The organism is Variovorax terrae, assembly GCF_022809125.1.
Lineage (GTDB): Bacteria > Pseudomonadota > Gammaproteobacteria > Burkholderiales > Burkholderiaceae_C > Variovorax_A > Variovorax_A terrae.
The window spans coordinates 2766002-2784750 of record NZ_JALGBI010000001.1 but is presented as its reverse complement, the minus strand read 5'-3'; the positions used below and the strand labels follow the sequence as shown (position 1 = coordinate 2784750).

At 66.8% G+C, this 18749-nt stretch carries 17 protein-coding genes; 5 read left to right on the top strand and 12 right to left on the bottom strand.

Annotated features, from left to right (window positions below; translation table 11 throughout):
• Positions 1–99 precede the first annotated feature (99 nt).
• From MMF98_RS13115 to MMF98_RS13105, 3 genes are read right to left on the bottom strand one after another with little or no spacing between them, the layout of a single operon-like run.
• A complete protein-coding gene (locus MMF98_RS13115) occupies positions 100–1458 on the bottom strand; it encodes an NAD(P)H-dependent oxidoreductase (RefSeq protein ID WP_243306717.1) in 1359 nt (452 codons plus the stop codon).
• Between the two features lie 4 nt (positions 1459–1462).
• The gene (locus MMF98_RS13110) at positions 1463–2335 is read right to left on the bottom strand and encodes a phytanoyl-CoA dioxygenase family protein (RefSeq protein ID WP_243306716.1); all 873 of its coding nucleotides are present in this window, start codon (positions 2333–2335) and stop codon (positions 1463–1465) included.
• Complete coding sequence (locus MMF98_RS13105; RefSeq protein WP_243306715.1) at positions 2332–3015, bottom strand: GntR family transcriptional regulator; 684 nt, start codon at positions 3013–3015, stop codon at positions 2332–2334. The genes MMF98_RS13110 and MMF98_RS13105 overlap by 4 nt, the downstream gene beginning before the upstream one ends.
• Positions 3016–3144: 129 nt before the next feature.
• Between MMF98_RS13105 and MMF98_RS13100 the strand changes: the two genes are divergently transcribed.
• Both MMF98_RS13100 and MMF98_RS13095 read left to right on the top strand, forming a co-directional pair.
• The gene (locus tag MMF98_RS13100) at positions 3145–3999 is read left to right on the top strand and encodes an alpha/beta hydrolase (RefSeq protein WP_243306714.1); all 855 of its coding nucleotides are present in this window, start codon (positions 3145–3147) and stop codon (positions 3997–3999) included.
• Positions 4000–4226: 227 nt separating this feature from the next.
• The gene (locus tag MMF98_RS13095; RefSeq protein WP_243306713.1) at positions 4227–4688 is read left to right on the top strand and encodes a hypothetical protein; all 462 of its coding nucleotides are present in this window, start codon (positions 4227–4229) and stop codon (positions 4686–4688) included.
• A gap of 79 nt (positions 4689–4767) precedes the next feature.
• Here MMF98_RS13095 and MMF98_RS13090 read toward each other — a convergent pair whose 3' ends face one another.
• Together MMF98_RS13090 and MMF98_RS13085 are read right to left on the bottom strand one after the other, a co-directional pair.
• Positions 4768–5745 carry a GMP reductase gene (locus MMF98_RS13090; protein WP_243306712.1) on the bottom strand — a complete coding sequence of 326 codons (978 nt, stop codon included), beginning with the start codon at positions 5743–5745 and terminating at the stop codon, positions 4768–4770.
• 142 nt (positions 5746–5887) lie between these two features.
• Positions 5888–6580, bottom strand: a complete 693-nt coding sequence (locus MMF98_RS13085) for a hypothetical protein (RefSeq protein ID WP_243306711.1) — start codon at positions 6578–6580, stop codon at positions 5888–5890.
• Positions 6581–6605: 25 nt separating this feature from the next.
• On the opposite strand from MMF98_RS13085, the gene MMF98_RS13080 reads away from it, so the two are divergent.
• A complete protein-coding gene (locus tag MMF98_RS13080; protein WP_243306710.1) occupies positions 6606–8984 on the top strand; it encodes a UvrD-helicase domain-containing protein in 2379 nt (792 codons plus the stop codon).
• A gap of 95 nt (positions 8985–9079) precedes the next feature.
• Here the strand turns inward: MMF98_RS13080 and MMF98_RS13075 are convergent, their stop codons facing one another.
• From MMF98_RS13075 to MMF98_RS13065, 3 genes are read right to left on the bottom strand one after another with little or no spacing between them, the layout of a single operon-like run.
• Entirely contained in the window at positions 9080–9736 is a 657-nt protein-coding gene (locus tag MMF98_RS13075; RefSeq protein WP_243306709.1) for an ABC transporter permease, read from the bottom strand.
• A complete protein-coding gene (locus MMF98_RS13070) occupies positions 9729–11465 on the bottom strand; it encodes a transporter substrate-binding domain-containing protein (RefSeq protein WP_243306708.1) in 1737 nt (578 codons plus the stop codon). The genes MMF98_RS13075 and MMF98_RS13070 overlap by 8 nt, the downstream gene beginning before the upstream one ends.
• Complete coding sequence (locus tag MMF98_RS13065; RefSeq protein ID WP_243306707.1) at positions 11465–12148, bottom strand: 50S ribosomal protein L11 methyltransferase; 684 nt, start codon at positions 12146–12148, stop codon at positions 11465–11467. The genes MMF98_RS13070 and MMF98_RS13065 overlap by 1 nt, the downstream gene beginning before the upstream one ends.
• Before the next feature lie 239 nt (positions 12149–12387).
• Between MMF98_RS13065 and MMF98_RS13060 the strand changes: the two genes are divergently transcribed.
• Positions 12388–12840, top strand: a complete 453-nt coding sequence (locus MMF98_RS13060; RefSeq protein ID WP_243306706.1) for a tetratricopeptide repeat protein — start codon at positions 12388–12390, stop codon at positions 12838–12840.
• Between the two features lie 60 nt (positions 12841–12900).
• Here MMF98_RS13060 and MMF98_RS13055 read toward each other — a convergent pair whose 3' ends face one another.
• The 4 genes from MMF98_RS13055 to MMF98_RS13040 all read right to left on the bottom strand — a co-directional run bounded on the left by MMF98_RS13055 (position 12901) and on the right by MMF98_RS13040 (position 15879).
• Positions 12901–13662 carry a FecR family protein gene (locus MMF98_RS13055; RefSeq protein WP_243306705.1) on the bottom strand — a complete coding sequence of 254 codons (762 nt, stop codon included), beginning with the start codon at positions 13660–13662 and terminating at the stop codon, positions 12901–12903.
• The gene (locus MMF98_RS13050) at positions 13659–14450 is read right to left on the bottom strand and encodes a BPSS1780 family membrane protein (protein ID WP_243306704.1); all 792 of its coding nucleotides are present in this window, start codon (positions 14448–14450) and stop codon (positions 13659–13661) included. Before MMF98_RS13050 ends, MMF98_RS13055 begins: the two co-directional genes overlap by 4 nt.
• 92 nt (positions 14451–14542) lie before the next feature.
• Positions 14543–15493, bottom strand: a complete 951-nt coding sequence (locus MMF98_RS13045) for a homoserine kinase (RefSeq protein ID WP_243306703.1) — start codon at positions 15491–15493, stop codon at positions 14543–14545.
• Positions 15494–15525: 32 nt separating this feature from the next.
• Positions 15526–15879, bottom strand: coding sequence for a hypothetical protein (locus tag MMF98_RS13040; protein WP_243306702.1), 354 nt, complete (start codon positions 15877–15879; stop codon positions 15526–15528).
• 56 nt (positions 15880–15935) lie between these two features.
• On the opposite strand from MMF98_RS13040, the gene polA reads away from it, so the two are divergent.
• Positions 15936–18740, top strand: coding sequence for a DNA polymerase I (polA, locus tag MMF98_RS13035; protein WP_243306701.1), 2805 nt, complete (start codon positions 15936–15938; stop codon positions 18738–18740).
• Positions 18741–18749 lie beyond the last annotated feature (9 nt).

The following is an 18749-nucleotide window of genomic DNA, read 5'->3' as shown; positions in this document are numbered from 1 at the left end:
CCCCTTGTGGAAAGAAAACGGCCCGGACGATGGCCCGGGCCGCCGTGCCAGCGGACCCATCATGGGTCCGCGCGGCGATCTGGAGCTGAAGGTTTCCTGTCAGGCCGCCTTCAGCGCCGGCGCGGCGAACATGGCTTCCATCTCGCGGCGCACCCGGTACGCCTGCGTGGAGGTGTCCATCGCCACGTCGGCCCAACTCAGGCTCTGGCCCTTCTTCACGGGCCGTACCAGCTTGACGTCGTGAGCCAGGCCCAGTGGCAGGCCGCCGGCGGCCTGTGAGGTCTCGGCCGGCAGCAGCTTGCCCCAGACCGTGTAGCCGCCTTCACCGTCCAGCACCTCGCCGGGGGCCAGGTCGCGCTTGGCAGTGGCCACCACGTCGGCGTTCCAGCCGGTGGCCACGCCCGTGGGCTCGCCGCGCAGCGCCACGCTGGCCACGCTCACGCCCACTTCCAGCCCGATCAGGTGCCAGCGCTTGTACAGCGTGAAGTAGCGCCCGCTCGGATCGGTGTGGGCGTTGTACTCCTCGAAGCAGTTCTTGATGTACTCGGTCTCGGCCTCCACCGTAACCCACACGCCCATGCGGATGTCGTAGGGGATCTTGCGGCCGTCGGCCTCCAGGCTGGAGATCACCTCGACCATGCCCTTGCGCTCCAGCACGCCGCCTTCGCTGATCGGGCGCGTGACGTAGGGGATGTCCTCCACGCTGGCGGGCGGGTAGAGCAGGCCGTTGCTCGGCACGCCGAGGCCGGTGGCGTTGCTCACGGCCGTGCTTTCGATCGAGGGCTTGGAGCCGTCGAGGAAGCTGTTGAACATCTTGGGGTTGAGGCCGCCGCGCGCCGCCTGCTCGGGCGTGAGGCCGTAGTGGCCCCACACCGTCTCGGGCGTGGACTCGCAGAAGTGCGGCAGCCACTTGTGGCCGCGCCCGGCCGCCACCACGGGAAAGCCGCAGGTGCGGGCCCAGTCCACCAGGTCGCAGATCAGCGCGGGCTGGTCGCCGAAGGCCAGCGAATAGACCACGCCGGCCTGCTGCGCGCGGCGCGCCAGCAGCGGGCCGCAGAAGGCGTCGGCCTCCACCGTGACGTTGACCACGTGCTTGCCATGGGCGAAGGCCTCCAGGCAGTGGTCCACCGCGGCGATGGGGTGGCCGGTGCACTCCACGATGATGTCGATGGCCGGATGGCGCACCAGCGCCTGCCAGTCGTCGCTGATGTGGGTTGCTCCTGTTTTGATAGCATTCTCGATCGACGTGGCCTGGACCTTCGCCGGATTCCATCCCACACGGGCGAGGTTGGCTCGGGCGCCGTCGGGCGACAGGTCGGCAATGCCCACCAGGTGCACGCCCGGCGTGCGCGGCACCTGCGCGAGGTACATGGAGCCGAACTTGCCGGCGCCGATCAGGCCGATGCGCACCGGCTTGCCGTCGGCCGCGCGCTGCTGCAGTTTGCTGTAGAGGTTCATGGTGTCAGGCGGCCAGCTTGAGTTCGTCGAGCGAGGTCTGCAGCGCGCTGGCGGGCAGGCCGTTTTTCCACGGCAGGTCCACCGGGTAGTCCTTCAGCAGGCAGTCGTCGGGCAGGCACTCGATGGGTGTGAAGTCGCGATGCGCGATGTACTCGGGCCGCTTGTGGCGGCGGATGTGGTTGCTCACGGCGCACAGGCTCAGGTAGACGCTCACGCGGTTCCAGGGCGAGATGTTGCTGCTGGAGGCATGCACCAGGCAGCTGTGGAACAGGATCATCGAGCCGGCCGGGCCCTTGGGCGCGACGATGCCGCCCTGCTTGCCGCCGGCGCGCTCCACCAGCTTGCCGATGAGTTCGTTGTCCACCGTCCACAGCGGGTAGCTGGTGGTGGTGAGGTCGTGCCTGGCCTCGACCACGCCTTTCTTGTGGCTGCCGGGGATGAACATCAGCGGGCCGTTGTAGTCGTTCACTTCGTCCAGGAAGATGGCCACGTTCATCGCGCGCTCGGTGGGCATCAGGTCGTCGTTGAGCCAGGTGCCGTAGTCCTGGTGCCACTGCCAGACGTCGCCCTCGAAGGCCATCTTGCCGTTGATCTTGAACTGGTGCATGTAGAGCTTCTCGCCGAACAGGTCTTCCACCGGCTCGATCATGCGCGGGTGCCGCGCCAGCCGCGCGAACGGCTCGCTGTACATGTGGGCGGCGAAGTTGGTGCGCACGGCGTCGCTGCCTTTCTCGCGCACGTTGTAGGCCTCGCGGCGGTTGTACAGCTCGGGCACGGCGTCGTTCAGGTTCCTGGTTTCCTCGGGCGTGAACAGGCCGGGGAAGAACAGGTAGCCGTCGCGGTCGAACTGCTCGAGTTGCTGTTGGCTCAGTCTCATGGTGTGTCTCCTGTGGTGGTGTTGAGAACGCGGGACAGCCGCTGCGCCAGATCGTCGCTGGCCTGCTGGCTGTGGTGGTCGATCAATTGCACGGCCCGTTGGGCATCGCCCGCGGCGATCGCCCGGGCAATGGCCTCGTGCTCGTCCCAGACGCTTTCGCGCTGCCGCGAGGACTGCAGCACCGCGCCCATCACGCGGCGCAGGTGGCGCCAGTGCTGCTGCGCGCTCTGCTCGAGCAGCGGGTTGCGCGAGGCGGCATAGAGCGCGTTGTGGAAGGCCATGTCGGCGTCGATCATGGCCTTGACGTTGCGCCCGCGCGCGGCCTTGCGGCCCTGCTCGATCAGCTTCGGGTCCACCCGGTAGCGGTAGCCGGCGGCCAGGCGCACGGCCAGCGCGTCGAGCGCGCCGCGCACCTGGTAGACGCTGGCCGTCCAGGCGGCGTCCAGCGGCGCCACCAGCAGGCCGCGGCCCGGGGCGTCGAGCACGAAGCCGTCCTTCTTGAGCAGGCGCAGCGCCTGCAGCACCGGCTGGCGCGACACGGCGAGCTGCTCGGCGATGTCTTCCTGCGTGATGCGCTGGCCCGGCGCGAGCGAACCCTCGCAGATGGCGTCGAGCAGGGAGCGGTAGACCTGGTCCACCAGGTCGGGGGCGGTTTCGAGCTTGACGAGATGGGCGGTCATGGTTTTTTCTGGATTCCGTATACAGAGTACGGTGTTCGGCGAACGCTGTCAAGCCGGCCCGCCGGCAGGATGGGCCGGGCGGCTGCGGCGCGCGTTGTGCCAAGATGGCGCGCATCCAAGGAGACACTGATGGCAGCCTACGACGGCGACTGGCTCGACTGCATGTACAACAACCGCGCCCGCGTGCCCGAGCACGTCGAATCCCTGCGGCGCTGGGCCGCGGACTCGGCCGAGGTGTTGCGCAGCCAGCCGCGCGAACTGGACATCCGCTACGGCGGCGGGCCCAATGAGCATCTCGACGTCTTTCCTGCCGAGGGCGGCGCGGCCGGGGCGCCCGTGCTGGTCTTCATCCACGGCGGCTACTGGCGCGCGCTCGACAAGCGCGACCATTCCTTCATCGCGCCGGCCTTCACACGCGAGGGCGTGTGCGTGGTGATTCCCAACTATGCGCTGTGCCCGGCCGTGACGATTCCGCAGATCACGCTGCAGATGGTGCGGGCGCTGGCCTGGACCTGGCGCCATGTCGCACGGCATGGCGGCGACCCCGGCCGCATCACGGTGGTGGGGCATTCCGCGGGCGGCCAACTGGCGGCGATGCTGCTGAACTGCGTCTGGCCGGCCCACGCCGGCGACCTGCCGGCCGACCTGGTGAAGAACGCGTTGTCCATCTCGGGCCTGTACGACCTCGAACCCCTGATGCACACGCCGCACCTGCAAAGCGTGCTGCGGCTCACGCCGCAGCAGGTGCAGATGGCCAGCCCCGCGCGGCTGCCCCGGCCCGCGCGCGGCACGCTGCAGGCCATGGTGGGCGGCGACGAGAGCGCCGAATATTTGCGCCAGAACCAGTTGATCCGCGAGGTCTGGGGCCGCGAGGCGGTGCCGGTCTGCGAGGTGCTGCCGGGCCTGCACCACTTCAGCATGCCGCAGACGCTGGCCGAGCCAGGCAGCCGCCTGCACCGGCAGGCCCTGCAACTGCTGCGCTGATCAGCGGATCGCGGGCCCGTGCCGGACGGGCTCAGCCAAAAGCGCCGCGCAGGCCGGGTGCGAATCCGTGCTGCCGGTCTTCCTGGCATGGCCTTGCGGATCACCCGTTCTTCTTGGCAAGGCAGCTTGCTCAGTCACAAAAAAGTCTAAGATCATTTTTGACTATTGTAGATTTAATATAAGACTGAAGTAGATATAATGAAACGGTATTCCGATAAAGTCGTTTCATGTCCACCCATGAAATGGCTTCACAGGCTGAGAGCTTTGCCGAGCGCCTGCGCATGGCACTGGAGAACAAGGGGAGAAAACCCAGCCCGACCGTCCTGGAGCGCGAATTCAACCTGCGCTGGCGTGGCAACCCGGTGTCGGTCCATGCCACGCGCAAGTGGCTGCTGGGCCTGTCGATGCCGACCCTGGACAAACTTGCGATCCTGGCACGCTGGCTCGATGTTTCGGAAGACTGGTTGCGGTGGGGCGTGGCGGCCGACGGCGCGGCGCTGGTGGCCGCCGAGCCCGGGGCGCGCCGGCCGAGCGCGGTGCAGACCGGCAGCCGCCAGGCTCAGGAAGAAAGTTCGCTGGTGCAGGACTACTGGCTGCTCACGCCGGCCGACCGGCAGGTGGTGCGGGCCCTGTTGGAAGCCTTGCTGCGCGAGCGCCGCAAGCAGGCTGCCGGCAGCGGGCCGGCTTGAGCAGCCGCTGCCGTCCGGCGGCGCGGAGTGTACCCACACCTGCCGGTGACGGCCCGCGGAGGCTGCGGGCCGCGCCGGTTCACATCAGCAGGTGTTCGCCCGCGTTGTCGCCGCCCAGGATCACGTAGTTGACCTTGCGGATGTCCATGAGCTTCTTGCCGCCGGCATAGGAGATCGAGGACTGCACGTCTTCTTCCATCTCGCGCAGCGTGTCGGCCAGCTTGCCCTTCACGGGTTCCAGGATGCGCTTGCCCTCGACGTGCTTGTACTCGCCCTTGTTGAAGTCGGAGGCCGAGCCGTAGTATTCCTTGAACAGCTTGCCGTCGACCTTTACCGTGGCGCCGGGCGATTCCTCGTGGCCGGCCAGCATGGAGCCGATCATCACCATGGTGGCGCCGAAGCGCACGCTCTTGGCGATGTCGCCGTGCTCGCGGATGCCGCCGTCGGCGATGATGGGCTTGGTGGCCACGCGCGCGCACCACTTGAGCGCCGAGAGCTGCCAGCCGCCGGTGCCGAAGCCGGTCTTCATCTTGGTGATGCAGACCTTGCCCGGGCCGATGCCGACCTTGGTGGCGTCGGCGCCCCAGTTCTCCAGGTCGATGATGGCCTCGGGCGTGCCCACGTTGCCGGCGATCACGAAGGCCGCGGGCAGCTTGTCCTTGAGGTAGGCGATCATGTTCTTCACGCTGTCGGCATGGCCGTGCGCGATGTCGATGGTGATGTACTCGGGCACCAGGCCGGCCGCGGCGAGGCGGTCCACGGTGTCGTAGTCGGGCTTCTTCACGCCTAGTGAAATCGAGGCGTAGGCGCCCTGGGCATGCATGTCCTTGACGAACTGCACGTTGTCCAGGTCGAAGCGGTGCATCACGTAGAAGTAGCCGTTCTGCGCCATCCAGGTGCAGATCGGCACGTCCACCACGGTCTTCATGTTGGCCGGCACCACGGGGATGCGGAACTTGCGCCCGCCCAGCTCCACGCCGGCGTCGCATTCAGAGCGGCTTTCCACGCGGCACTTGCGCGGCAGCAGCAGAACGTTGTCGTAATCGAAGATTTCCATTTACCAAGCTCCAGAGGATTCGTTGAAAAACGATTGAGCGCTTGGACTTCAGGCCCGGTGCTGTTTCAGGCAGGGCAGAAACAAAAAAACCGGGCTGCAAATACTTGGGCCCGGTGATTGATTCTACCCGTTTCCAATGGGCTCAGTGGCCGCCCGGGCAATGCGACTGCGCCGCCGCCACGACGCGGCCGCGCGCATCCTCCACCCAGCCGACCACGCGCAGCCGCCCGGGGTTGGCGCCCTCAGGGATGCTCATGGGGCGCCATTCGACGAACTTCGCCTGCTCTGATTTCGATAGCGCTCCACGACCATCCCACGCGGACATCAGCATGTTTCTGACCAGATTTCTCGGCACGGGCGTGCCTTCGGTGCCGGCGGGGATGGTTTCCACCAGCAGCAGCCAGGCGCGCCAGGGGCCGCCGGTGCCCGGCTTCATCTCGATCGAGGTGCCGATGTAGTCGTTGAACGGCAGGCCGTGCGCCACGCGCAGCCGGCGCCCGTTCGCGGCGCCCACCGCATGCGTGGCGAGGCGGGCGGTGTCCTGCGGCGCCCCCTGGCCCAGCGCTTCAAGCCGGGCCAGGCTGTCGCGCGTGGCGGCGGCCGACAGCGGCGCGTCGTCGCCCCGCGCGCTCGGCACGATCCAGTCGATCGCCAGCTCGCGCGGCCCGGGGCGGGCGCTGCGTGCGTCGGACCAGCAGGCCTCGCAGTCGGCGCTGATGAAGCGCTCCACCAGCGCAACGGGCGCGCGCTGGCCGTCGCTGGCGCAGAACGATTGCGCCAGGGCGGGGGGCGGCAGGCAGACGGCCAGGCCAAGCAGAAAAAGGGAAGGCTTCATCGGTGGGCTTTCTACAATGGGGCATATGTTCCCAGAAGTCGCAGCCGAGCCCCCCCTCTTACAGAATCTCAACCCCGAGCAGCGCGCCGCCGTCACCCTGCCCAATGAGCATGCGCTGATCCTGGCCGGCGCGGGCTCGGGCAAAACCCGCGTGCTGACCACGCGCATTGCCTGGCTGCTGCAGAACGGGCAGGTCTCGCCCGGCGGCGTGATGGCCGTCACGTTCACCAACAAGGCGGCCAAGGAGATGATGACGCGCCTCACGGCCATGCTGCCCGTCAACGTGCGCGGCATGTGGATCGGCACCTTCCACGGCCTGTGCAACCGCTTCCTGCGCGCGCATTACAAGCTGGCCAACCTGCCGCAGAGCTTCCAGATCCTGGACACGCAGGACCAGCTCTCGGCCATCAAGCGCTTGATGAAGCAGTTCAACGTAGACGACGAGCGCTTCCCGGCCAAGCAGACGCAGTGGTTCATCGCCGGCTGCAAGGAAGACGGCCTGCGCCCCAACATGGTGGAGGCGCGCGACGAGGAAACCCGCAAGAAGATCGAGATCTACCAGCTTTACGAGGAGCAGTGCCAGCGCGAGGGCGTGGTCGATTTCGGCGAGCTGATGCTGCGCAGCTTCGAGCTGCTGCGCGACAACGACCCGATCCGCGAGCACTACCAGCGGCGCTTTCGCCACATCCTGATCGACGAGTTCCAGGACACCAACAAGCTGCAGTACGCCTGGATCAAGCAACTCGCCGGCCCCGGCAGCAGCGTGCTGGCCGTGGGCGACGACGACCAGAGCATCTACGCCTTTCGCGGCGCGCGCGTGGGCAACATGGCCGACTTCGTGCGCGAATTCAACGTGCAGCACCAGATCAAGCTCGAGCAGAACTACCGCAGCTACAGCAACATCCTCGACTCGGCCAACGAACTCATCAGCCACAACAGCAAGCGCCTGGGCAAGAACCTGCGCACCGATCAGGGCCCGGGCGAGCCGGTGCGGGTGTACGAGGCCACCAGCGACTTCGCCGAGGCGCAGTGGATGGTGGACGAGATGCGCCAGCTGGTGCGCGACCACGGCACCGAGCCGGGCTTTGCGCGCAAGGAGATCGCCGTGCTCTACCGCAGCAATGCGCAGAGCCGCGTGATCGAAACCGCGCTGTTCAACGCCGGCGTGCCGTACCGCGTGTACGGCGGCCTGCGCTTCTTCGAGCGCGCCGAAATCAAGCACGCGCTGGCCTACCTGCGCCTGCTGGAGAACCCGCGCGACGACACCAGCTTCCTGCGCGTGGTCAATTTCCCGCCGCGCGGCATCGGCGCGCGCAGCATCGAGCAGCTGCAGGATGCCGCGCGCGCGATGGGCGCCTCGCTGCACGACGCCGTGAGCACGATGAGCGGCAAGGCCGGCGCCAACCTGGGCGCCTTCGTGGCGAAGATCGACGTGCTGCGCGAGCAGACCCAGGGCCAGACCCTGCGCGAGATCATCGAGCTGGTGCTCGACCACAGCGGCCTGATCGAGCACTACAAGGCCGACCGCGAAGGCGCCGACCGCATCGAGAACCTGGAGGAGCTGGTCAACGCGGCCGAGAGCTTCGTCACCCAGGAGGGCTTCGGCCGCGACGCGGTGGCGCTGCCGGTGGACGAGCTGGGCCGCCCGCTCACGCAGTCGCCCGCCAGCCAGGGGCTGGACCCGAACCTGCCACCGGCCGGCGAGCCGCTGGCGCCCGATGCCGACACCGGCGAGACCCTGAGCCCGCTGGCGGCCTTTCTCACGCATGCGGCGCTGGAGTCGGGCGACAACCAGGCCCAGGCCGGCCAGGACGCGGTGCAGCTCATGACGGTGCACTCGGCCAAGGGCCTGGAATTCGACTGCGTGTTCATCACCGGCATGGAAGAGGGCCTGTTCCCGCACGAGAACTCGATGAGCGACTACGAGGGGCTGGAGGAAGAGCGCCGCCTGATGTACGTGGCCATCACCCGCGCGCGCAAGCGCCTGTACCTGAGCCACTCGCAGACGCGCCTGCTGCACGGCCAGACGCGCTACAACCTCAAGAGCCGGTTCTTCGAGGAACTGCCCGAGGCCGCGCTCAAGTGGATCACGCCGAAGCACCAGGGCTTTGGATCGGGCTTCGGGTTTGCTCCTAATTCTGTAGCTAAGAATGACCGCTACACAAGGACCTCCGGCGGATTTAACCAGGATTTGACGCGTTTTGCGAGCCCGCCGGTGCCGGCGCAGAAGACCGCGCCCGCGCATGGCCTGCGCTCGGGCATGCAGGTGTTCCACAACAAGTTCGGCGAGGGCACGGTGCTCACGCTCGAAGGCTCGGGCGACGATGCGCGCGCGCAGATCAACTTCCCGCGCCACGGCGTGAAATGGCTGGCGCTGAGCGTGGCGAAGCTGACGCCGGTGTAGCGGGCTCTCTGGGTGCGCAGGAAAAACCTCTGACCGGGGCACGGGCCGGGCCGAAGGCTGGGACCATCTGAGGCCCTGATGGCAAGCGCAAGGCCTCAAGGCGACCGGGGATCCGACGGGCGAGCCGCCTGGAGGGGACGGTGAAAGCGCTGGACGAGCTTGACACGCAGATGGTTGATGAGGTGGTAGATCAACTGGAAGCACACGGTGAACATCACCATGACCAAGCCGATCAGGAGCAGCCTGTCGCTCACCTTGGGCAGGGTTTCGATGGCACGCAGCGTGATCGTGGTGGCCTCGACCACGCCCACCGCAGCGCCAAACCCGGACGACAGCACCATGACAAAAAGGGCGCGTACCAGGCCCATCAGAAAGAGCATGGCGGCGACTGGCGAACCATTTCGCCACTGCCGCATGGCCTCGACAGCGTTGTCGGACACATAGGCCGCCGCATACAGGGCGAGTGACACCACCATGGCCAGCCAGGGCGTCATGACAAACTGCCAGCGGCCGACGGAAAAGCCGGCGGACGCGACGTTGACCAAGAAAAACATCACGACAAAAGTGGGCACGGTCCGCATCACCGAGACCAGCCAGGCAGCCGGTGCGGCGGCAAGGCCGTTCCGAAACCGCGCAGCCGCCAGCGGCGCCCCCAGCAGCAGGCCACCCAGCAGGGCGCAGATGGCAATCTGGAAGTTCACGACCAGGCCGGACAGAAAATCCGGCAAGAACCGGGGAAGCAACTCAAGCATGGGCGCCTCCCCTGAGGGCCAGCCGCGCCTGCCACAGGTTGGCCAGGCGATGCACCACGGCAACCAGCAGCATGTAAAAGAGGAGCAAAAAGGTGTAGGTGGTGATGCGCTCACTGGAAAACGACGCAACGTCAGTCAGTGCGGACAGGAGTTCGGGTACACCCATCACCGATGCGGCGGGGCTGCCCCGGGTGGCGTTCACGACGAACGCCACCACTTGTGACCTGGCCCGGTAAACTGCGGCGCTCAAAGCGGGCTGCGATGGCGCACGCTCCTCGCGCAGTGTGAGCATCGCTTCCGCAACGGCCTGCCCTGCGTTGCAGCCGTTGAACAGGCCCAGCACCAGCACGGCGGCGGCAAGCGCCACAAACGGCGAACTGGCACCGGCGGCGCCGACCAGCACACTCGCCAGAATCATGAGCAAAATCAGCGGCGTGGACTGCATTGGCCACAGCAGGCCGCGCATGGCCCAGCGCAGCCACGGCTTATGGGAAGTCAGGCCCGCGCCAAAGGCCAGCGCAAAAGCCCAGGTCGCCAACACGGCACCCAAAACCAGCAAGATGGAAAACCAGATGCCTTCGAAAAGAAGGTCCAGCGCCACCCATGTCTTGAACATGGCCAGGGTGACCTTGATGCCGGTGGCCTGGTGGATGAATTTTTCCAGCCGGCCAACCAGCGGCGCAAATGATGTTGGCTCCAGCTGGTTGTCAGGCGGCGCCAACACGCAGGCCGGGTCCGTCAATGAGGTCATCTGCGCACAGCGGCTGCTTGCCCACAACAGGCGCTGCTGCTCCAGAAATGGCGAGTTCACCCCATATTTTTTGGCCAGCGCCTGCAACGCACCCGAATTGTGCAGGTGCCGCATCGACAGGCCCAGCACGTCTGCAAGGCGTTCACCACCTTCACGCGCCACGGCCGCCCCCCATGGCAATGGTGCAAAGCCAAACTTGGTGTCGTAGGCTGCGGCAAACGCGGGCTGCTGCAGATAGGACGCGAAAAAACTGTCGTCCTGCGCGACCAGAGAGCAGCCGCCCAGGCGAAGTTCATCGACGAGGCTCGAGGCTTTGTCGAAAAGCTTCAGGCGCGCGCCATTGACCGACAGCTCGGCATTGGTGCTGTTACCCACCGTCACGCAGACAGTGTTGCCGCGCAACTTGGCCAGGCCATCGATCGCAAGCTCCTTGCGCCCCAGCACAATGGTCTGCGACTGGTAGTAGTGCGGCCGCACAAAGAGGGCTTCCTTGTCTCTTTGCGAGGTGTGCCCCATGGTGGCAATGACCAAATCAACGCGCCCTTCACCCAGCAGGGCAAGGCGGTTGGCAGGCGTGACCACCACAAACACGGGCGCAACACCCAGCGAATCCGCAAGCTGGCGCGCCAGGTCAATTTCAAAGCCCTGCAGCAGGTTTGCGTTCTCGAAGGCAAATGGCGGGTAGCCGGTGCGCACGCCCACTCTCAGGGTTTTGGTGCAGATGACGCGCGACCACACATCCGCCGCACCATCGCAATTTGTGCTTCTTTGCGGACTGGCCTGTGTTGCCGGTGGCATCGGCGGCGACGGCCGGGTGTCTTGGCCCGCCGCGCTGAAACACAGCAGCGCCAGGCCGATGGCCAGCAACCGGCGCATCGATATCGTCCTGAATGCCGGCACAAGCGCCGAAGTACAGGCCACGACTTGCGCCAGCCTCCGCATGGCGAGGCTGCTTTCATCCACGCGGCAGGTTCGCATCAAGCTTTCTCAGGCTTCCAGCTGATTTCAACAAGGTCGAAATCGACAAACCAGTAGTTGCCCATTTTGTGAATGCCTTGGCCCGTAAAACGCGCCAGCACGGGAGGACTCAGGCTTGCCAGCTTATGCGCGGGCAAAGGCGCCGAAGCACAATAGGCGACGCGGGCTTGCAGGCCCAGGGCATCGGCCATCGCCTGCGTCTTGCCGATGTCGAGAAACACGTTGTGGGTCATCACAGCCAGGCCGCCGGGAGCCAGGTGGCGGCTCAGGCCCGTCAGAAATGGATCGACACAGCGGCGGCCGTCGGCGCCGCCCGCGCTCCAGCTCGCCAGGCGACCATCGCCCTCGATGTGCTCAGCCGCAAACTGCGGCAGGTTGGTGACCACAAGATCAAAGCATGCATCTCCACATGCCGCCCACATGTCACCCTGAACCAGGTTGGCCTTTTCAAGCAAGCCCTCTTGATCCAACAATTTTTGTGTCGCCTGAACTGCCAGCGGTTCGAGCTCCACACCCAACGCACTTTGCGCGCCCAGGGCCAGAAGCGTCGCCATCATCACGCCACTGCCGGTTCCCATGTCGAGCGCCCTGGACGATTGCACACGCGCCGCGTGCTTGCGTACGTAAAGCAGCAAGGCGGCGGTGTACTCGCTCGGGCTGAACAATGATTCGGTGTCGCTCAAAGTCGTTCAAAAAACGGTTTTATGGCATCACAGAGCAGTGGCTCCCCGGCGTCGGGCGAACGGCCGGAAGCACGGGTCGAGCGATAGTAACCTATGGATACACCTTGTAACGAAGCCGTGCGCCGGCGGCCACCTCGCCAGACAGGGGCTGCGCACCGATTGACAGAGGGGGCGAATGGGTTGAAACTTTTTGGTTAATTTCCACTCAAGTGGTTTTTCATAACCGGAGAGCGTTCATCATGATCAAGACCCTCATTGCCTGCCTGGCGCTGCTGGCCGGCGCGGCCTTCGCCGCCGACACGCCTTCCGGCCCGACTGCCAGCGAACGCATGGCCACGGCCCGCAAGGCCATCGACGCCAAGGACTGGAACAAGGCCCTGTTCGAGCTCAGCCAGGCGGCGCGCGAAGAGCCGCGCAACGCCGACGTGCACAACCTGCTGGGCTACACCTACCGCAAGAAGGCCACGCCCGACCTGCCCAAGGCCTTCGAGGAATACAACACGGCGCTCAAGCTCAACCCGAAGCACAAGGGCGCACACGAGTACATCGGCGAGGCCTATCTGATGGACAAGAAGCCGGCCGAGGCCGAGAAGCACCTGGCCGCGCTGGAGCAGATCTGCGGCAACAAGACCTGCGAAGAATACGAAGACCTGGCCAAGGCCATCGCCGACTACAAGGACAAGAACAAGTGAGGCGTGGCCCACCCATGAAAAAGCCCGGCTCGGCCGGGCTTTTTCATGGGCGGCCTGCGGTCAGCGTTGGCGCTGGGTGTCCGCCGGGTGCATCTGCCCGGGCTTGTCTTCCATGTAGCCCTTGCCGTCCTTCACGCCCTTGTGGCCCGAGATCTGCCAGGCCGTGCGCTGGTCGACCAGGCCGGCCAGGTATTCGAGTTCCTCGTCGGTGTGGTTGATGGCCTTGGCCGGCGTGAGGAAGCGGCCTTCCTTGGGCCGGACCTCGCCCCAGAAGGCCTGGTGGTAGTCGGACTGGCTCAGCGCCCGGTCGGGGCCGGCGCCCATCTCCACCGTGCCATAGCAGTTGCAGAAATAGCTGCGGTTGTCCTGCTCGGGAAAGACCTCGGCGTAGACGCCCGTGCCGCGGATGCCTGCGGTCAGCGTGGGCGTGACGATCTGGCGGCTCGACCCCTTGCCCCAGACGCTGGCCACCGCTCCCGTGACCAGGCGCAGCACGCTCACCACGCTCAGCGTGCTGCCGCGCTCCACCGTCAGGCGCGAGTTCTGCCGCACCAGGAACGAGGTGTTGCCGATCACGAAGACCAGGTTCGTGCCGGGCCCGGTCTGCACCTGGTCGCCGGTCATGATGGTGTGCTGCGGCAGCAGCCGGCTGCCGTTGAGCAGCGCGTCGCCCCGCAATTCCACGATGTTGCTGCGGGCCTGGGCCAGCGCGGCGGCCGAGCCGCCCACGGCCGTCCAGGCCGCCGCAGCCTGCAGGAAGCTGCGTCGGCGGAACCAGAGCAGTTCGTTCTCGGTGCGGCCTTGCAGGATGTGCTGGGTCATGCGCTCTCTCCGGGTGGGGTGGGGTCGTCGGCAACGAAGCTGTCGCGGAAGGTGAAATAGGTCGAGGTGAAGAACATGGCCGCCAGCACCAGCGCCACCGGCATCATGAGCAGGGAGGCCAGCTCGGCGCTGCCGCTGAGGGCCGCCATGCTGGTGATCACCGTCAGCGACAGCACGAACACTGCGGCCCAGGTGAGGCCGTAGAGGGTGAAGGCGCGGAAGTTGCGCAGGCATGCGACGAAACTGAAGAACAGGCTCTTGAGCGGCGGCACGCCGTGCCAGTGCACCAGCGCCGGCGCATGCCAGAACAGCAGCGACAGCGGCAGGTACAGGCCCATCGCCACCCACATGGCGAGCTGGAAATCAGGCGCCATCACCAGTTCGCGCGTGAGCTGGCCGCCCACCAGATAAAGCCGCGCGAACTGGCCGCCGTCGAACAGCGCCGAGACGCCCATCACCAGCAGGAAGCCCGCCGCGTAGAGCGCGCCCAGCACCATCATGGCCTGTGCGCGTTGCTGGCCGGCCCGGAAGGCGCTGACCAGGATGGACGGCATCGGGAACTTGCCCTTGGTGGCCTCCAGCGTGGCCGCCATCAGCCCCAGCGAGGCGGCCGGCAGCAGCGCCAGCGCGAGCGCGCCGCCGATGAAGGGCAGCAGCGTGGCCAGCGACATCACGGCCATGAACATGAAGAACAGGCCCGCCAGCGCGAGCGGCTGCTTGAAGAAGGTTTGGATGCCGAGCTTGACCCATTGGATACCGGTACGCGCGGGAACGATGTTCAGTTTCATTGGCGATGCATGAATGAGGGCAATGGGACACGAAGGTTCTGGCCAACCGGGGGGCCCCAGTTTGCGTGACAAATCCAGTGCAGGCAAGCGGCTCAGGCCGTCACCGGCTGGCGGATGCGCTGGCGCAGCACGCGCTCGAAGTGGCCGGGGTCGTGCGGCTGCAGCATGGCGGCTTCGCGCGGCAGGTGGAAGTCCCACAGCCGCGAGATCCAGAAGCGCAGCGCGCCGGCGCGCAGCAGGGCGGGCAGCAGCTGGCGCTCGGCGGCGGCCAGCGGCCGCACGGCGGTGTAGGCGGCAAGGAGGCTGTGGGCGCGAACGGCGTCGTGCGCGCCGGTTTCCAGCTCGATGCACCAGTCGTTCAGACACACGGCGATGTCGAACAGCCAGGCGTCGACGCCGGCGAAATAGAAGTCGAAGAAGCCGCTGAGCTGGCCGTCGTCGAACATCACGTTGTCGCGGAACAGGTCGGCATGCACCGGCCCGCGCGGCAGCGCCGCGTAGGCGGAGGAGGCCGCGACGTGGTTCTGGAACGCCAGCTCGGCCAGGATCAGCGTGCGCTGGCTGTCGCTCAGGTGCACCAGCACCACCGGCACCGTTTCGTTCCACCAGGCCAGGCCGCGCAGATTGGGCTGGCTGCGGTTGAAGTCGCGCGCGGCCAGGTGCATGCGCGCCAGCGTCGTGCCCACGGCGGCGCAATGCTCGGGTCCGGGCGCCAGCACGCTCCTGCCGCGCAAGCGGTTCACCACGGCGGCGGGCTTGCCCTTGAGCCGGTGCAGGATGTCGCCGTCGCGGTCGGCCGCCGGGTCGGGCACGGGAATGCCGCGCTGCGCCAGGTGCTTCATCAGGTGCAGGTAGAACGGCAACTGCTCGGCGCTCAGGCGCTCGAACAGCGTGAGCACATGCTCGCCCTGGTCGGTGGTGGCGAAGTAGTTGGTGTTCTCGATGCCGCCCTCGATGCCGCGCAGCTCGCGCAACTCGCCCAGGTTCAGCTGGCGCAGCAGAGCCTGCGCCTCCTCGAATGAGACTTCGGTGAATACGGCCATCTGGCAACAGTCGTGTGAACGGGCCCTGGTCCCTAGAACTTGATGACGTTCCACACCCGCTGGCCGGTCGGCCCGGGTGTGTCGAGGCCGTTCGGCCGGCTGCGTGCGCCGTCCAGCGGCAGTACCTCGTACTCGGGCACGTTGGCCTTGGGCTGCACGGTGATGCTTTGCGTCTCGCCGCCGTAGCGGACCTCGTCGATGCGCGAGCCGCCGTCTTCCACCCGGATGCGCTCGATGCGCTGGTCGCCGCGCAGCGCGGCCGGCCCCGAGCGGGTCAGCGGCTCCTGCCCGCCGGGCGGGGCCGGCAGGGCGTTGGGCGCCGGGTTCTGGGCCAGGGCCGCAGAGCCGGCGGCCACCAGCAGCAGGGAGAGGAGGACGGCACGCATGGCCCGATTGTAGAGGCGGGGCGCGGCGTGCGGCTGCGGCCGTGCACAATCTGCCCATGAGCGACGAAAAAGCAACTGCAAGCCCGAAAACCCTGGTCCTGGTGGACGGTTCCAGCTACCTGTACCGCGCCTTCCATGCCATGCCCGACCTGCGCGCCGTGCCGGGCGACCCGGCCAGCCCGGCCACCGGCGCCATCCGCGGCATGATCAACATGATGCAGGCGCTGCGCAAGGAAGTGCAGGCCGACTACGCCGTCTGCGTGTTCGACGCCAAGGGCCCGACCTTCCGCGACGCGCTGTACCCCGAGTACAAGGCCAACCGCTCGCCCATGCCGGACGACTTGCGCGGCCAGATCGAGCCGATCCACGAGGTGGTGGGCCTGCTGGGCTGGAAGGTGCTGGCCGTGCCCGGCGTGGAGGCCGACGACGTGATCGGCACGCTGGCTGTGACGGCCGCGCGCCAGGGCGTCGAGGTGGTCATCTCCAGCGGCGACAAGGACTTGTCGCAACTGGTGAACGAGCACATCACCATCATCGACACCATGAACGGCAAGAAGCGCGACGTGGCTGGCGTGACCGCCGAGTTCGGCGTGCCGCCGGCGCTGATGATCGACTACCAGACCCTGGTCGGCGACGCCGTGGACAACGTGCCCGGCGTGCCCAAGGTCGGCCCCAAGACCGCCGCCAAGTGGCTGCAGGAATACGGTTCGCTCGACGCCCTGGTGGCGCGCGCCAATGAGGTGAAGGGCGCCGCCGGCGAGAACCTGCGCCAGACGCTGGACTGGCTGCCCAAGGGCCGCGAGTTGCTGACCATCAAGACCGACTGCGACCTGGCGGCCTATGTGGCGGGCCTGCCGTCGTTCGAGGCGCTGACCTTGGCTGAACAGAACAACGAGGCGCTCAAGACCTTTGGCGAGCAGTACGGCTTCAAGGGGCTGGTCAAGACACTGGCCGCGCAGGCGCCGGCCGAGGCGCCGCCGGCCCGCAAGAAGGCCGACAGCGGCGCACCGGGCCTGTTCGACGAGCCCGAGCCGGCCGCTGCCGCCCCGGTGGCCAGCCACCTGAAATACGACACCGTGTTCACCTGGGAAGCCCTGGAGGGCTGGCTGCGCCAACTGGAGGCCGCCGAGCTGGTGGCGCTGGACACCGAAACCACTTCGCTCGACGAGATGCGCGCCGAGATCGTGGGCATCAGCTTCAGCGTGGTGCCTGGCGAAGCGGCCTACATTCCGCTGGCCCACAACTACCCCGACGTGCCCGCGCAGCTGCCGCGCGACGAGGTGCTGGCGCGGCTGAAACCCTGGCTGGAGAACCCGGCCAAACACAAGCTCGGCCAGCACATCAAATACGACCGCCACGTGTTTGCCAACCATGGCATCGAGGTGCAAGGCTATGCCCACGACACCATGCTGCAAAGCTACGTGCTCGAGGTGCACAAGCCACACGGCCTGGCTAGCCTGGCCGAGCGCCACCTGGGCCGCAGCGGCATCCAGTATGAGGACCTGTGCGGCAAGGGCGTGCACCAGATTTCCTTCAGCCAGGTCGATATCGCCAAGGCCGCCGAGTATTCGTGCGAAGACTCCGACCAGACGCTGGACGTGCACCGCGTGCTGTGGCAGCGGCTGGAGGCCGACGAAAAGCTGCGCGGCATTTACGAGTTGGAGATCGCCAGCAGCGAGGCGCTGTACCGCATCGAGCGCAACGGTGTGCTCATCGACGCGCCCACGCTGGCCGCGCAAAGCCATGAGCTGGGCCAGCGCATCGTGCAGCTCGAAACCGAGGCCTACGAGATTGCCGGCCAGCCCTTCAACCTGAGCAGCCCCAAGCAACTGGGCGAAATCTTCTTCGACAAGCTCGGTATGCCGGTGGTCAAGAAGACTGCCACGGGCGCGCGCAGCACCGACGAAGAGGTACTGGAGAAGCTGGCCGAGGACTACCCGCTGCCGGCCAAACTGCTGGAGCACCGCAGTTTGAGCAAGCTCAAGGGCACCTACACCGACAAGCTGGCCCAACTGGCCAACCCGGCCACGGGCCGCGTGCACACCCACTACGCGCAGGCGGTGGCGGTCACCGGCCGGCTGGCCAGCAACGACCCCAACCTGCAGAACATCCCGATCCGTACGCCCGAAGGCCGGCGCGTGCGCGAGGCCTTCGTCGCGCCGGCCGGCAGCCTGATCGCCAGCGCCGACTACAGCCAGATCGAGCTGCGCATCATGGCCCACATCAGCAGCGACGAGGCGTTGCTCAAGGCCTTCCATGACGGCATGGACGTGCACCGCGCCACCGCGGCCGAGGTGTTCGGCGTGGCGCCCGACCAGGTCAGCAGCGAGCAGCGCCGCTACGCCAAGGTCATCAACTTCGGGCTGATTTACGGCATGAGCAGCTTCGGCCTGGCGAAGAACCTGGGCATCGAGACCAAGGCCGCGGCGGCCTACATCGACCGCTACTTCCAGCGCTTTGCCGGCGTCAAGCGCTACATGGACGAGACCAAGGTGTCGGCCAAGAGCCGGGGCTACGTGGAAACCGTGTTCGGCCGCCGCCTGTACCTGCCCGAGATCAACTCGCCCAACGGCCCGCGCCGCTCGGGCGCCGAGCGCGCCGCCATCAACGCGCCAATGCAGGGCACGGCCGCCGACCTGATCAAGAAGAGCATGGTCAAGGTGCAGCAGGTGCTGGACGCCGAGCGGCGCGGCACCAAAATGATCATGCAGGTGCACGACGAACTGGTGTTCGAGGTGCCGCAGGCCGAGGTGGAGTGGCTCAAGCTCGAAATCCCGCGCCTGATGGCCGGCGTGGCTGACCTCAAGGTGCCGCTGCTGGCCGAGGTGGGGGTGGGGGAGAACTGGGACAAGGCGCACTGAGCGCGCCGA